At 70.0% G+C, this 13,519-nt stretch carries 14 protein-coding genes; 8 read left to right on the forward strand and 6 right to left on the reverse strand.

Going from position 1 to position 13,519, the window contains the following annotated elements:
* The first annotated feature begins 51 nt into the window (after window positions 1-51).
* The 4 genes from H4F98_RS13715 to H4F98_RS13730 all read left to right on the forward strand — a co-directional run bounded on the left by H4F98_RS13715 (window position 52) and on the right by H4F98_RS13730 (window position 3,274).
* Window positions 52-1,068, forward strand: coding sequence for a TIGR00266 family protein (locus H4F98_RS13715; protein WP_182688396.1), 1,017 nt, complete (start codon window positions 52-54; stop codon window positions 1,066-1,068).
* Between the two features lie 91 nt (window positions 1,069-1,159).
* Window positions 1,160-1,516, forward strand: coding sequence for a DMT family protein (locus H4F98_RS13720; RefSeq protein WP_182688397.1), 357 nt, complete (start codon window positions 1,160-1,162; stop codon window positions 1,514-1,516).
* Window positions 1,517-1,571: 55 nt separating this feature from the next.
* Window positions 1,572-2,612, forward strand: a complete 1,041-nt coding sequence (locus tag H4F98_RS13725) for a patatin-like phospholipase family protein (protein WP_182688398.1) — start codon at window positions 1,572-1,574, stop codon at window positions 2,610-2,612.
* 110 nt (window positions 2,613-2,722) lie between these two features.
* Window positions 2,723-3,274 carry an outer membrane beta-barrel protein gene (locus tag H4F98_RS13730; RefSeq protein WP_182688399.1) on the forward strand — a complete coding sequence of 184 codons (552 nt, stop codon included), beginning with the start codon at window positions 2,723-2,725 and terminating at the stop codon, window positions 3,272-3,274.
* 531 nt (window positions 3,275-3,805) lie between these two features.
* On the opposite strand, the gene H4F98_RS13735 is transcribed toward H4F98_RS13730, so the two are convergent.
* Entirely contained in the window at window positions 3,806-4,297 is a 492-nt protein-coding gene (locus tag H4F98_RS13735; protein WP_182688400.1) for an Lrp/AsnC family transcriptional regulator, read from the reverse strand.
* A gap of 156 nt (window positions 4,298-4,453) precedes the next feature.
* Here H4F98_RS13735 and phhA point away from each other — a divergent pair, with 156 nt between their 5' ends.
* Together phhA and H4F98_RS13745 are read left to right on the forward strand one after the other, a co-directional pair.
* Complete coding sequence (gene phhA, locus H4F98_RS13740) at window positions 4,454-5,347, forward strand: phenylalanine 4-monooxygenase (protein WP_182688401.1); 894 nt, start codon at window positions 4,454-4,456, stop codon at window positions 5,345-5,347.
* 86 nt (window positions 5,348-5,433) lie between these two features.
* Window positions 5,434-7,023 (forward strand): DUF389 domain-containing protein, encoded by a 1,590-nt coding sequence (locus H4F98_RS13745; RefSeq protein WP_182688402.1) that lies wholly within the window; start codon window positions 5,434-5,436, stop codon window positions 7,021-7,023.
* Window positions 7,024-7,032: 9 nt separating this feature from the next.
* Here H4F98_RS13745 and H4F98_RS13750 read toward each other — a convergent pair whose 3' ends face one another.
* The 5 genes from H4F98_RS13750 to H4F98_RS13770 all read right to left on the reverse strand — a co-directional run bounded on the left by H4F98_RS13750 (window position 7,033) and on the right by H4F98_RS13770 (window position 11,338).
* Window positions 7,033-7,476, reverse strand: coding sequence for a hypothetical protein (locus tag H4F98_RS13750; protein ID WP_182688403.1), 444 nt, complete (start codon window positions 7,474-7,476; stop codon window positions 7,033-7,035).
* 68 nt (window positions 7,477-7,544) lie between these two features.
* Complete coding sequence (locus H4F98_RS13755; RefSeq protein ID WP_182688404.1) at window positions 7,545-8,330, reverse strand: LytR/AlgR family response regulator transcription factor; 786 nt, start codon at window positions 8,328-8,330, stop codon at window positions 7,545-7,547.
* Window positions 8,323-9,639 carry a histidine kinase gene (locus H4F98_RS13760; protein ID WP_182688405.1) on the reverse strand — a complete coding sequence of 439 codons (1,317 nt, stop codon included), beginning with the start codon at window positions 9,637-9,639 and terminating at the stop codon, window positions 8,323-8,325. Before H4F98_RS13760 ends, H4F98_RS13755 begins: the two co-directional genes overlap by 8 nt.
* Before the next feature lie 144 nt (window positions 9,640-9,783).
* The gene (locus tag H4F98_RS13765; RefSeq protein ID WP_182688406.1) at window positions 9,784-10,482 is read right to left on the reverse strand and encodes a helix-turn-helix transcriptional regulator; all 699 of its coding nucleotides are present in this window, start codon (window positions 10,480-10,482) and stop codon (window positions 9,784-9,786) included.
* Between the two features lie 85 nt (window positions 10,483-10,567).
* Window positions 10,568-11,338, reverse strand: a complete 771-nt coding sequence (locus H4F98_RS13770; RefSeq protein WP_182688407.1) for an NIPSNAP family protein — start codon at window positions 11,336-11,338, stop codon at window positions 10,568-10,570.
* A 568-nt stretch (window positions 11,339-11,906) separates the two neighbouring features.
* On the opposite strand from H4F98_RS13770, the gene H4F98_RS13775 reads away from it, so the two are divergent.
* Both H4F98_RS13775 and H4F98_RS13780 read left to right on the forward strand, forming a co-directional pair.
* A complete protein-coding gene (locus H4F98_RS13775; protein ID WP_182688408.1) occupies window positions 11,907-12,212 on the forward strand; it encodes a hypothetical protein in 306 nt (101 codons plus the stop codon).
* 103 nt (window positions 12,213-12,315) lie between these two features.
* Window positions 12,316-13,356, forward strand: coding sequence for a class 1 fructose-bisphosphatase (locus tag H4F98_RS13780; protein WP_182688409.1), 1,041 nt, complete (start codon window positions 12,316-12,318; stop codon window positions 13,354-13,356).
* Window positions 13,357-13,519 lie beyond the last annotated feature (163 nt).

Genomic DNA, 13,519 nt, shown 5'->3' on the forward strand with positions numbered 1-13,519 from the left:
CGCGCGCGCGGTCGCTACACTCCGGGCATCCCTCACACAAAGGAATGCACGATGAGCCAGTGGTACTTCGTCCCCGCCAACGGTGAGCGCGTGGGCCCCTTCGACGCCGAGGCCGCCCAGGCCTGGGTTCGCGCCAACCCGACCGCGCAGTGCTGGCGCGAGGGCATGAGCGGCTGGCAACCGGCGCGCTCGATGCCGGAGTTCGCCGAGGCCACCGCCGCCGGCGCTCCGTACCTGCCGCCCGCGCCGCCGCCGGTGAAGGGCCGGAGCGACGACATCGACTACCGCATCGTCGGCACCGACATGCAGTTCGTCGAGGTGGAACTCGATCCCGGCGAAACCGCGATCGCCGAGGCCGGGGCGCTGATGTACAAGGACGCCAGCGTGCAGATGGACACCGTGTTCGGCGACGGCTCGCACAGCGGCCAGGGCGGCGGCGTGTTCGACAAGCTGCTGTCGGCCGGCAAGCGCGTGGTCACCGGCGAGAGCCTGTTCACCACGACCTTCACCCACACCGGCAGCGGCAAGGCGCACGTGGCGTTCGCCGCGCCCTACCCCGGCACCGTGCTGGCGATGAAGCTCGACGCGCACGGCGGGCGCCTGATCTGCCAGAAGGACAGCTTCCTGGCCGGCGCCCGCGGCGTGTCGCTGGGCATCCACCTGCAGCGCAAGATCCTCACCGGCCTGTTCGGCGGCGAGGGCTTCATCATGCAGAAGATCGAGGGCGACGGCTGGGTGTTCGTGCATGCCGGCGGCACCATCGTCGAGCGCGAGCTGAAGGCCGGTGAGCGGCTCGACGTCGACACCGGCTGCGTGGTCGCCTTCCACGACAGCGTGGACATGGACATCCAGCGCGTGGGCGGCATCAAGAGCATGCTGTTCGGCGGCGAAGGCATGTTCCTGGCCACGCTGAAGGGCCCGGGCAAGGTCTGGCTGCAGTCGCTGCCGTTCTCGCGCATGGCCGGCCGCATGCTGGCCGCGGCGCCGCAGAGCGGTGGTCAGAACCGCGGCGAGGGTTCCATGCTCGGCGGCCTGGGCCGCCTGCTCGACGGCGACAACAACTTCTGAGTGGCCGCATCGGGCCGTGCCGCGCCGGCATGGCCCGATGCTTCCGGTTTCCGGCGCATGGCCCGCGAGGGCCGTTCCCGCGGAGACCTCCATGCGTGCATTCGGATTGACGGTGCTGATGCTGTCGCTCAGCAACGTGTTCATGACCTTCGCCTGGTACGCCCACCTCAAGGACATGAGCCAGAAGCCCTGGATCGTCGCGGCGCTGGCCAGTTGGGGCATCGCGCTGTTCGAGTACCTGCTCCAGGTCCCCGCCAACCGCATCGGCTACACCGTGATGACGCTCGGGCAGCTGAAGGTCCTGCAGGAGGTCATCGCCCTGTCGGTGTTCGTGCCGTTCGCGGTGCTGTACATGAAGGAACCCCTGAAGCTCGATTACCTCTGGGCCGGGCTGTGCCTGCTGGGCGCGGTCTTCTTCATGTTCCGCGGCCAGTGGTCGCCGGCCTGAGGCGGGCGCGCGCGCGTTTGGCCCGCAGTCGGGGTCGCACCGGTATCCTGCGCCGATGAGTGCCCTCGCCGTCCCGCAACTTCACCGATCCTTCCTGCTGCTGGCCACGCTGGCCGCGCTGCTTGCCGCGTGCGGGGGGCCGACCCGGCCGGTCGCCCCGGCACCGCGCGTGCAGGCGCCGCCGCCGACGGAAGTCCGCATCGGCCTCGCGCTGGGCGGCGGCGCGGCCAAGGGCTTCGCCCACATCGGCGTCATCAAGATGCTGGAGGCCAACGGCATCCACGTCGACACGGTCGCCGGCACGAGTGCCGGCAGCGTGGTGGGCGCGCTGTACGCCAGCGGCATGGACCCGTTCCAGATGCAGGCCCAGGCCGTGGCCCTGGACGAATCCTCGATCCGCGACGTGCGCCTGTTCTCCGGCGGCCTGGTGCAGGGGCAGGCGCTGCAGGACTACGTCAATGCCCAGGTGCGGCAGAAGCCGATCGACGCCATGCCGCGCCCCTTCGCCGCGGTGTCCACGCAGCTGGAAACCGGCAAGCGCACGGTCTTCGTGCGCGGCAACACCGGGCAGGCCGTGCGTGCCTCCAGCAGCATCCCGGGGGTCTTCGAACCGGTCGCCATCGGCGGCAAGCACTACGTCGACGGCGGCGTGGTCAGCCCGGTGCCGGTGGACGCGGCGCGCCACCTCGGGGCGGATTTCGTCATCGCCGTGGACATCTCGACCAAGGCCCGCGGCACCGCGCCGGCCGACATGCTGGGGATCGTCAACCAGTCGATCGCGATCATGGGCCAGCGCGCGGGCGCCGAGGAACTCGCGCGGGCGGACGTGGTGATCCGGCCCGAGGTCGACACGATCGGTCCGGCCGATTTCGAGCAACGCAGTGCGGCGATCCTCGCCGGCGAACGCGCCGCCCTGGCCGCCCTGCCCGGTATCCGCGCGCGCCTGGCCGAGCACTCGATGCAACGCTCGAAGGCGGCCTACGAGCAGGCCCTGGGCCGTGCGCGCGAGGAGGCCGCCCGTGCCCGGGCCGAGTGCGAGGCCGAGCAGTCCCGAGTGGACCGGCTGTTGCGCCGTGATGCCTGCCAGATGCAGTGAACCCGGCCGCCCCGCAGGCTCTCTTAACGAAAATTTGACGCCGGGTCCCGACCCATGCACGATGCCCGCGCCCAAACGGGGCGACATCACTTTTATGGACGATTGACTGCATGAAGAAGACCCTGATCCTCGCCGGCGCCAGCCTGGCCATCGCGCTGTTCTCCAGCGCCGCCCTGGCCGGCCAAGGCTTCCTGCGCGCCGAAGTCGGCAACAGCGAGATCGAACTCGACTACGCCGGCCTGCGCGACGACGACTCCGACACCTCCGCGGTGTTCGGCGGCGGCTACTGGTTCAACCCGAACTTCGCCGTCGAGGGCCATGTCGGCAGCCTGTACAACGCCGACCTGGGCAACGACCAGGAGGCGGACCTGATCACCGTGGGCGTCGGCATCGCCGGCCGCACGCACTTCGGCCAGGCCAACACCGGCTTCTTCATCGACGGCCGCGTCGGCGTCGCCCGCCTGACCGCGCAGGTCCGCGAGGACACCTTCGACGTGATCGACGACGAAAGCTCGACCAAGCCGTACTACGGCGTCAGCGTCGGCTATGACTTCAACCCGAACTGGGGCATCAGCCTCAACTACGACCGCCGCCAGGGCGAGTTCGACGGCGTGGACGTCGACGTGGACACCGTCAGCCTCGGCGGCGAGTGGCGCTTCTGATCCTGCCCCGGCAGCGATCCCGGAACGGCCGCCTCGCGCGGCCGTTTCCTTTTCCGGGCCCGGACGCGCGCGCGACGTGGGAGGGTCCCGGCCCCTCGTACCGGAAGACGGCGCTCGACACCGCAGGAGGGGCAGCGCCAAGCAAGCCCCGTCATTCGCCGTCCATGCGAGAACGCGACGGTGGGTTTCGCCTTCGGCTCTACCCACCCTACGATGACGGCGCGGCTGAATCCCGTCCGGCAGCCCCAAGACACCCTCATCCCAGCGTTCGCTGGGATGAGGAAGGGTGGTGGCGCAGCACCGTAGGATGGGTAGCGCGAAGCAAAACCCATCGGGCGTCCTGGCCGGCAGCGGCGACGGTGGGTTTCGCCTACGGCTCTACCCACCCTGCGGTGCGTTCGTACCTTCGCCGCCGGCCGCGCGGCGCAATGCACGTCTCCATCCCACCCCTGTCGGCGGGCCATCGGACCCGGTGCTGCCCACATCGCGCCCCGGCCGCCCGCAGCGCGCCGCATGCGGTTCCGGCGCGGCTCAGGGCGTTCCCTGGCCCGCCACCGGCAACGGCAGGCCCCGGAACGGCTTCACGGTGCGCAGCACGAAACTGGAATTCACGTCGTCGACGCCCGCCTGGTTGAGCAGGCGGTCCAGCAGGAAACGCGAGAAGTGCTCCAGGTCCTGCACCGCGATGTGCAGCAGGTAGTCCATGTCGCCGGTGAGGGCATGGCAGGCGATGACCTCGTCCCACTGGTTGACGAAGCGGCTGAAGGCCTCGATCGCCGGCCCGCCATGGTCGGCCAGCTGGACGCGTACGAAGGCCTGCAGGCCCAGGCCCAGGCGGTCGGCGTCGACCTCGGCGCGGTAGCCGGCGATCACGCCATCGCGCTCCAGGCGCTGCACCCGTCGCAGGCAGGCGGAGGCCGACAGGTGGACCCGCTCGGCGAGCTCGGCGTTGGTGAGGCGGCCGCTGTGCTGGAGCTCGGCCAGGATCAACAAATCGGTCCTATCCAGTTCCGTGGCCTTCATGTTCAAGCGCTCTTTACTCTATTGACGCAACAATCATGCGTCCAGACGCCATTGGCGTGCAACTTCGCAAACCTGTTGCGCGCACCCTTGGCTAGAGTGGAAGGTCAGCCCCGGAAGGGCTGTCCCGTTCCACCCGCCCGTAGAGAGGAGCCCGCCATGAATGCCACCCCCAAGCGCGTCGAGCACCAGCTGACCGACAAGGGGTACGTGCCGGTCTACACCACGGCGGTGGTCGACCAGCCCTGGGACAGCTACACCGACGAGGACCATGCGGTCTGGGCCACGCTCTTCGAACGCCAGCGCGAGGTCCTCAAGGGCCGCGCCAGCGACGAGTTCCTCGCCTCCCAGGAGGCGATGGGGATGACGCCGGGCCACATCCCGAAGTTCAGCGACCTCAACCCGATCCTGCGCGAGGCCACCGGCTGGGAGCTGATCGGGGTCGAGGGCCTGTTGCCGGAACTCGACTTCTTCGATCACCTCGCCAACCGCCGCTTCCCGGTGACCTGGTGGATCCGCAAGCCCGACCAGCTCGACTACCTGTCCGAGCCCGACCTGTTCCACGACCTGTTCGGACACGTCCCCTTGCTGATGAACCCGGTCTTCGCCGACTACATGGCGGCCTATGGCCGGGGCGGGGTGAAGGCGCACGGGATCGGACCCGAGGCCCTGGTCAACCTGACCCGGCTGTACTGGTACACGGTCGAGTTCGGCCTGATCCGCCAGCCCGACGGCCTGCGCATCTACGGCAGCGGCATCGTCTCGTCCAAGGGCGAGTCGATCCATTGCCTGGAAAGCGACGCGCCCAACCGCATCGGTTTCGACCTCGAGCGCGTGATGCGCACGCGCTACCGCATCGACACCTACCAGAAGACCTACTTCGTCATCGACAGCTACGAGCAGTTGATGGAAGCCACCGGCCCGGACTTCGCGCCGATCTACGAGAAGCTTGCCCAGCTGGAGTCCATCCCGGCCGGCGACGTGCTCGAAAGCGACACCGTCTTCAACAAGGGCACCGGCGAGGGCTGGCTGGACGAGGGCGGCGACGTCTGAGTCCACGCGTCATGACGGCGCGAGCACTGCGTGCGTGGCGGGGAGCGGCTAAGCTCTAGCCCGGTTCCCCGGACGAAGCCGCGCCCATGCCCTCCACCCCCGAAGCGCTCTGGCGCTGGCTGCGCCAGTGGCGCGCGACCCACCTCAATCCCGATCGCGCCGACGTGGTCGCCCACGTCGACGAAGGCGGCGAGCTGGGGCCGCGCTACGCCTTCATGATCCTGATGTCCTGCGGCATCGCCACGCTGGGCCTGCTGCAGAACTCGGTGGCGGTGATCATCGGCGCGATGCTGATCTCGCCGCTGATGGGCCCGATCGTGAAGATGGGCATGTCGCTGGCGACCTTCGACCTGCGCAGCCTGCGCGATGCGCTGAAGACGCTCTCGGTGGGCGTGGCGCTGTCGCTGGCGATCTCGGTGCTGATCGTGCTCGTCTCGCCGTTGCAGGAACCGACGCCGGAGATCGTCGCGCGCACCGCGCCCAACCTGTTCGACCTGCTGGTGGCGGTGTTCTCCGGCCTGGCCGGCGCCTATGCCACGGTCACGCGCAAGGGCGAGACCATCGTCGGCGTGGCGATCGCCACGGCCCTGATGCCGCCGCTGGCGGTAACCGGCTTCGGCATCGCCGTGGGCAACATGAGCATCGCCGGCGGCGCCGGCTTCCTGTTCATGACCAACCTGCTCGCGATCGCGCTGTCGGTGACGATCATGGCCCGCTGGTACGGCTTTGGCCGCCAGGACTCGCCCAAGCAGACCGCGGCGCAGGCGGCGGTGATCGTCACCACCTTCCTGCTGCTGTCGATCCCGCTGGGCGTGGCCCTGCGCGACATCGCCGCGCGTGGCCTGGCCGAACGCAGCGTGCGCACCGTCCTCGACGACGCCGCCCGCGAGGTCAACGGACGCATCACCACGCTGCGGGTGGACCGCGACAACGAGACCGTGCTGGTCGACGCGGTACTGCTGACCCCGAAGAACCGCCCCGACCTCGCGCCGCAGATCGAGCGCAACCTGGAGGACGAACTGGGACGGCCGGTGCGGGTCGAGTTGCGCGAAGTGCTGACCGCCAACGACGCCGAACTCGCGCAGAACAAAGCCAACCTCGCGCAGCTGCGCGAGAGCGTGCTGCGCCTGCAGAGCGCGCAGCGCGACGACGGTGCCGCCCGGCAAGCGGACGCGGCGGCGATCACTGCGCTGGAGAAGCGCGCGCTCGCCCACTTCGGCGCCTTCGACGTGCTCGATGCCGGACGCCAGGCGCGCTGGCGGCTGAGCCCGCAGGCCGGGCTGGACATCGCCGCGGCCCACCAGCTGGAGTCGTCGATGCTGGCCGAAGGCAACGACGCCGCCCGCATCGAAGTCGTGCCGGCCTTCCAGGCCCTGCCGATGCTGCATTTCGCCGACGACAGCAGCACGGTGGACGCGCGCGCCGCGGCCACCCTCGACGACATCGCGTGGGCCCTGCAGCGCTGGCAGTACGGGCGCGTCGAAGTGCTCGGCCATGCCGGCGGCGATATCGCGCTGGCGCAGGCGCGCGCGGATGTCGTTGCCGAAGCACTGCGCGGCCTTGGACTGGACGTGGTCGGTGCCACCGCGGCCGATCGCGCCACGTCGCGCCAACTGGTGGCCGAACGCGGACGCGACGCGATCCGCGTGGTCGAGGTGGCGCCGGTGGTCCGCTGAGCCGGCGACTCAGCCCGTGGGTCCGGCCACGGCGTCGCGCGTGGCGACCGCCGCCGGCAGTGGTTGCAGGCAGGACGCGGTGATCGCGCCGGGGCGCTCGCGTACGCAGTGGCGGAAGTCCAGGGGCAGGCCGTCCACCTCGCGCTGCTCGCCGACCGCAAGATCGAAGCGCAGCGTCGGCGCGGCCGTCTCCTCGCAGGCGAACCAGGTGCCGGCGACGGCCTGGGCGAGCGGGCCGCAGGCACCGGCGAACACCGCGTAATGGCACTGCCCGCTGGCGCTGGCCAGGCACTCGAAGCGTGCGCTCCCCGGCAGGGTCTCGGCGCGGCTGAGGAAGCCGGGGCTGCCGTCGATGTCCTCGCGCATCACCACGGTCGTGCCGGGGCCGGCGCTGCAGGCGGCGACCAGCAGCAACAGGCAGGGCACCAGCGATTTCAGGAACGTGTACGGCATGGGTCGAATCCTTCCTGTGTCGGGCGCGGCGTGGGCGAGCGGACTCGCCGCATGCCGCGGCTGCGGACTTACATGTGCTTGAACAAGGCCATGAACGGCGCACTCACCGGCAGGGTTTCGTCGCGGTGGCGCAGGCGCAGGCTGCCGCGACCGCTGTCGTCGCGCACGATGGCCGCGACCGCGCGCAGGTTGACGATGGTCGAGCGGTGCACCTGCTTGAACACGGTCGGGTCCAGCACCTGCAGCAGTTCGCGGATGGGCTTGCGGATCAGCGCCTCGCCCTCGGCGGTGACGACCACGGTGTACTTGTGGTCGGCGCGGAAGTAGGCGACGTCGTCGACCAGGATCAGGCGCGTCTCGCGTCCGGCGCTGGCGGTGATCCAGGTCAGCGGCTCATGGGGCGCGAACCGCCCGCCGCCCTGCAAGCGCGCGGCCAGGGCCTCGATCAGTTCACTGTCCAGGCGCGTGGCCGGCGTGGCCTGCAGGCGCTCGACGGTGGTCGCCAGGCGCTCGGGGTCGAGCGGCTTGAGCAGGTAGTCCACCGCGCCGTGCTCGAAGGCCTCAACGGCGTACTGGTCGTAGGCGGTGATGAAGACGATGCGCGTGGCCGGGCTGGCCTCGCCCGCGGCGGCGGCCACGTCCAGGCCGGTCAGGCCGGGCATGCGGATGTCGAGGAAGGCGACGTCCGGCCGGTGCTCGCCGATCGCCTCGATCGCTTCGGCGCCGTCCTCGCACTCGGCGACGATGCGCAGCGCCGGCCAGGCACGCATGAGCTGGTCGACCATCGACTGGCGCAGCAGGGCTTCGTCCTCGGCGACGATCGCGGTGAAGGATGCAGGGCCGGCCTCAGCCATGACCCACCTCCACGCCTTCGACACCCGTATCGACGCCCGCGGCGCGCGCCGGCGTCGGCGGCGGGCTCGCCAACGGCAGGGTGATGGTCGCGGCCACGCCCTGCGGGAAGTTCGCCACCACCGCCAGCTGCGCGAGTTCGCCATAGACCAGGCGCAGGCGTTCGCGCACGTTCTTCAGGCCGATCCCGGTGCCGCTGGTCTGCCGGCGGGTCTCCTCGGTGCCGAAGCCGATGCCGTCGTCGGCCACCGTCATCGCCAGCTTGTGCTCGCTGGCGCGCGCCAGCAGCCACACGGTGCCGCCGCCGGGCTTGGGTTCCAGGCCGTGCTTGATCGCGTTTTCGACCAGGGTCTGCAGCATCATCGGCGGAACCGCCACCGCGTGCAGGTCGTCGGGCACGTCCACCTGCACCTGCAGGCGCGGGCCCATGCGCAGCTTCAGGATTTCCAGGTAGGCCTGCGAACGCTCCAGCTCCTGGCCCAGGGTCGACATGGATTCGTCGGTGCGCGGCAGCGAGCGGCGCAGGTAGTCGATCAGGTGGCCGAGCATGATGTCGGCGCGCTGCGGATCGTGGCGGGTCAGGACCTGCGCGCTGGCCAGGGTGTTGTACAGGAAGTGCGGTTCGACCTGCGCATGCAGCAGGCTCAGCTTGGCCACGGTCAACTCCTTCTCGGTCCGGGTCTGGTGCACCGCCTCGCGCTCGCGACGGCGACGCTCGGCGACGCGACGGGTGATCGCGCGGGTGATGGCTTCGGCGGTGTCGAAGTTGCTGCCGTCGTCGACGCGGAACCAGTCGGTCCAGGCGTCGCTCTCGGGCTCGCACAGGATGGTGGCGCGGCTGCTGCCGTCGCCCGGGACAAGCGTGGCGACCACCCGGCCGCAGGAGGCGCGCACCAGGGTGTCGAGGAACTCAAGCGTCCGCGCGACCCAGCCCTCGCCGGTCGTGGCAAGCGACTGCATGCGCGCCCGCACCTGCAGGCTGTCGCGGGCGCTGTCGACATGGGCGACGCCCGGCAGCTCGCGGATGGCCGCGTCGAGCAGGGCGAAGGCTTCGTCGGCCTCCAGTGGGATCTCCACCTGGCGCCGCTGGCGGCTGGACGCGCTGCCGGCATCGACCTCGTCGGCGACCATCCGCACCCGGCGCAGGTGCGACAGGCCCAGCGAAGCGACGGCCACCGCGGCGATGAAGAAGAACAAGAAGAAGGGCATCACGTCCGGCAGCGGCAACGAGTCCCAGAGCATCGTCAGCACCAGGAACAGGGCGCCCCAGGCGAGGACGCGACGTGCAATGAAGAAGAAGCCGAAACTCATGGAAGCGGGCCGTGGCAGGGGATGGAACGAGAATAGCCAGCGCCCGGCCCTTGGGAAGGGGCCGGGCGACGAAGCGCGGATGCGGGCGACGAAACAAGGGATGCGCGGTACGAAGCCAGGGTTGCAATGGCCCCCTGTGGCCCCTCAGCGCTGGCGTTGGTCCCGCGGCACGCCCAGGTTGTCCAGGTACGCCGCGAGTCCGCGAGCCGGGTCGTCGGGATAGCCGGCCCCGGTATCGCGGTAGCCGACGATGCGGTCCGGGCGGAAGTTGCGGAAGGCCGAGCGCAGGCGGCACCACGCGCCCAGGGTCCAGCTGCCGCCCCAGAAGGCCAGGCACAAGGGCTCGATCTCGCGCTGGGTGGACTGGCCGCCTTCGTCGCGATAGTCCAGCGCCAGCACCCGGCGCGCAGTGATCGCCTCGTGCAGGCCGTCGATCAGCCCACTGTTCTCCAGGCGTTCGACTTCCGGGGCGAAGATGCGGGTGCGGTCGGCGGTGGCGGCCAGCTCCGGCGGCAGCACCGCCTCGATCTTCAGCAGCGCGGACGTCGCTCCGCGTCCCAGGCGCACGCCGCCGAAGGCCCGCACGAAGCGGGTGCCGACGATCAGGGCTTCGAGCTCGTCGGGCGTGAACATCAGCGGCGGGATGTCCGCGCCCTTGCGCAACAGGTAGCCCACGCCGGCCTCGCCCTCGATCGGGACGCCGGAGCGCTGCAGGTCGGCGACGTCGCGATATACCGTGCGCAGCGACACTTCCAGCGTCTGTGCCAGCTGTTGCGCGGTGATGGCTCGGCGGCGGCCACGCAAGGCATGGATCAGCAGGAACAGGCGGTCGGCGCGGCGCATGGGGCATCTTCGCAGGCAGGAAGGGCCGGCTCAATCGCGGCGCGTGGCGGGCCGGGCCGATGGCCCGGGACGAGGGCGAAGGCGCTCATGCACGGAGTTCCGAACGCGGGGTGGGGCGCAGGCGCAACCAGGCCGGCGGCTCGAGCAAGCCCTGCGCACGCGCCCGCTCGATCGCGAGACGCCAGTCGGGATCGCGCGCGAGCGTCGCCAGGTGGACGAGGTGCGCATCCATGCTTTCGAACCCCGCGAACCAGACGAAAACCTGCTCGCCCTCGCGCACCGGCAGTCGCGGGAAGGTGTTGGACGCGGGCTCGGTGACCAGGCATGCGCGCAGCGCGGCGCCGTGTCGTTGCAACAGCGGCCGCAGCTGGGCCTCGAACGCAGCCGCGAAGCCGGCTTCGGCCGGCCCGGCGAGGCGGCAGATGCCGGCGACCAGCACCGTGTCGACCGGCGTATCCGCGGCATCGCGCGGACGCGACGACGCCGCTTGCGCGAAGCCCGCGCCGGCACGGGCCGGTCGCAGCAGCAACACATCGTCGGAGTCGAGCATGGTGCCGTTGGCGGCGTCGCGATGACGCTGCCACACCGGGCCGCCATAGAAGGCCTGCAGGGCGCGCGCGCGTTCTGGCATGGACGCGAAGCCGCGAAGCCAGACGAAGCGATCGGGGCGGTCGAGGTCGTGGAACTGGCCGATGACATGCATGCCGAGTGCTTCCTGCGATTCGACGAACTCGCGCTCGAACAGTTCGACCAGGGTGTCGCGCGTGCCGGGTCGCAGGGTGTACTGGCGCAACTCGACCACGGCGTCCGGCCAGGCGGCGAGGCCAGCGCGCGGCGCTTCGAAGGACGCATTCATGCGCTGGCCCCGCGTGCCTCGCATGGGCCCGGTGCCGCCGGCGCCACGGGGCCCGGGGTCGATCCGGCGATAAGCCTGGGCACCGGCCAGGTGCCCACTAGCACCAACGCGTGCGCGCCCTGGGCCATGCTCGTCGCGGCGGCGTCGAGGCCGCGCAGGAAGTTCCGCCAACTGTCTTCGACCCATGCCATATCCCTAGCTCCCACGCCGTGCTGATCGCACCGGTACAGACTGCGCGGGGGCTGCTGCCAACCTGATGGCAGCAATGCGCGGGGGCGCGGCTGCCCGGTCTGGCTGGCGCCTGAACCGGACCGTGCGTCATCACGCGGCCGCTGCACGCGATGCCCGACCATGCGCGCCCACGGTCACCCGGACGCCGCGCTTCGCGGGTCCGCGAGGCCACCGGTTCGAACCGGTGCCGCGTCATCCAGCGGGCATCGATGAACCGCTTCCAACCGACCCGCCACCGTCATCGCGTGGGCAAACCGCTGTCATCCGCGGTGGCCAGACTGCGCGCGTCGCCCCGCCGTCTCACGCCATGACACCTGACTCCCCCATCGTGAACCGCATGTACACCCGACCCGATTCCCTGCGCGAGGCCCATGCCCGCGCCGAAGCCACGTTCGCCGAAGTGCTCGACCGCGCCGGCCGCGGCCTGGACCCCCTGTTCGAACGCCGCCTGGACCAGCACCAGCGTCAGTTGCGCTCGCTGCTGGGCGAGGACGCCGACGTCGCCAGCGACGCGATCGACGCCGCCAAGCGCGTCATCGGCGCCGCCGACCCCGGCGCGCCGCTGCTGATGCTGGCCATGGCGCGCGAGACCCTGGCCAGCACCGTGCGCCGCCACCTGTCGATGGTGCGCGAGGCGGCCTGACAGCGTTGTCAGCGCTTTTCCCGGCGTTTCCGCCGTAGGACCGCCAGCGGATAGCGTCCGCATCAGCGACAATGGCGCCCCCGTCGCCCGCCGTTTGCCTGCCATGTCCCCGAACTCCGCCTCCCCGGTGTCCCTTACCCGCCACCTGCTCGAGGAGCAGCGCGCCGGCCGCATCAACGCCGACCTGCGCCTGCTGATCGAAGTCGTGGCGCGCGCCTGCAAGTCGATCTCCATCGCGGTCGGCAAGGGCGCACTGGGCGGTGTGCTCGGCGATGCCGGCAGCGCCGGCGAGGCCAGCATCAACATCCAGGGCGAAGCGCAGAAGAAGCTCGACGTGCTCAGCAACGAGATCCTGATGGAGGCCAACGCCTGGGGCGGCCACCTCGCCGGTCTCGCCTCCGAGGAGATGGACCATTCGGTGCCGATCTCCGACGCGCAGCCGCGCGGCAACTACCTGCTCCTGTTCGATCCCCTGGACGGCAGCTCCAACATCGACGTCAACATCTCCGTCGGCACCATCTTCTCCGTGCTGCGTTGTCCCGATGGCGTCGGCCAGCCGGGCGACGAGCACTATCTGCAACCGGGCACCGACCAGGTCGCCGCCGGCTACTGCACCTACGGGCCCAGCACGATGCTGGTGCTTACCATCGGCCACGGCACGCATGCCTTCACCCTCGACCGCGAAATCGGCAGCTTCGTACTCACCCAGCGCGGCATGACCATTCCCGAGGACACGAAGGAATTCGCGGTCAACATGTCCAACCAGCGCTTCTGGGAAGCCCCGATGCAGGCCTACGTCGGCGATCTCCTGGCCGGCAGGGAGGGCCCGCGCGGCAAGGACTTCAACATGCGCTGGGTGGCCAGCATGGTCGCCGACGTGCACCGCATCCTCACCCGCGGCGGCATCTTCAGCTACCCGCTCGACAGCAAGTGCGCGGCCAAGGGCGGCAAGCTGCGCCTGATGTACGAGGCCAATCCGATGGCGTTCCTGGTCGAGCAGGCCGGCGGCGCCGCCAGCACCGGCCGCCAGCGCATGCTCGAAGTCCAGCCCACCGGCCTGCACCAGCGCGTGCCCGTGTTCCTGGGCTCCCGCGCCGAAGTCGAAGCCGCCGTGAAGTACCACGCCGAGCATGATGCGGGCTGATTGGTTGATTGGTGATTGGTTGATTGGTGATTGGTTGATTGGTTGATTGGTTGATTGGTTGATTGGTTGATTGGTTGATTGGTTGATTGGTTGATTGGTTGATTGGTTGATTGGTTGATTGGTTGATTGGTTGATTGGTTGATTGGTTGATTGGTTGATTGGT

It is taken from the genome of Marilutibacter spongiae (assembly GCF_014145325.1).
GTDB classification, from domain to species: Bacteria; Pseudomonadota; Gammaproteobacteria; order Xanthomonadales; family Xanthomonadaceae; genus Marilutibacter; species Marilutibacter spongiae.

Bases quoted from the DNA above. Each gene is read 5' to 3' on its own strand.
- H4F98_RS13745 (WP_182688402.1), top strand. From the start codon at position 5,434: ATGCCCTCCACCCCCGAAGCGCTCTGGCGCTGGCTGCGCCAGTGGCGC.
- H4F98_RS13775 (WP_182688408.1), top strand. From the start codon at position 11,907: ATGTACACCCGACCCGATTCCCTGCGCGAGGCCCATGCCCGCGCCGAA.
- H4F98_RS13770 (WP_182688407.1), bottom strand. From the start codon at position 11,338: ATGAATGCGTCCTTCGAAGCGCCGCGCGCTGGCCTCGCCGCCTGGCCG.
- H4F98_RS13755 (WP_182688404.1), bottom strand. From the start codon at position 8,330: ATGGCTGAGGCCGGCCCTGCATCCTTCACCGCGATCGTCGCCGAGGAC.
- H4F98_RS13765 (WP_182688406.1), bottom strand. From the start codon at position 10,482: ATGCGCCGCGCCGACCGCCTGTTCCTGCTGATCCATGCCTTGCGTGGC.
- H4F98_RS13725 (WP_182688398.1), top strand. From the start codon at position 1,572: ATGAGTGCCCTCGCCGTCCCGCAACTTCACCGATCCTTCCTGCTGCTG.
- H4F98_RS13750 (WP_182688403.1), bottom strand. From the start codon at position 7,476: ATGCCGTACACGTTCCTGAAATCGCTGGTGCCCTGCCTGTTGCTGCTG.
- H4F98_RS13735 (WP_182688400.1), bottom strand. From the start codon at position 4,297: ATGAAGGCCACGGAACTGGATAGGACCGATTTGTTGATCCTGGCCGAG.
- H4F98_RS13720 (WP_182688397.1), top strand. From the start codon at position 1,160: ATGCGTGCATTCGGATTGACGGTGCTGATGCTGTCGCTCAGCAACGTG.
- phhA (WP_182688401.1), top strand. From the start codon at position 4,454: ATGAATGCCACCCCCAAGCGCGTCGAGCACCAGCTGACCGACAAGGGG.
- H4F98_RS13730 (WP_182688399.1), top strand. From the start codon at position 2,723: ATGAAGAAGACCCTGATCCTCGCCGGCGCCAGCCTGGCCATCGCGCTG.
- H4F98_RS13760 (WP_182688405.1), bottom strand. From the start codon at position 9,639: ATGAGTTTCGGCTTCTTCTTCATTGCACGTCGCGTCCTCGCCTGGGGC.
- H4F98_RS13715 (WP_182688396.1), top strand. From the start codon at position 52: ATGAGCCAGTGGTACTTCGTCCCCGCCAACGGTGAGCGCGTGGGCCCC.
- H4F98_RS13780 (WP_182688409.1), top strand. From the start codon at position 12,316: ATGTCCCCGAACTCCGCCTCCCCGGTGTCCCTTACCCGCCACCTGCTC.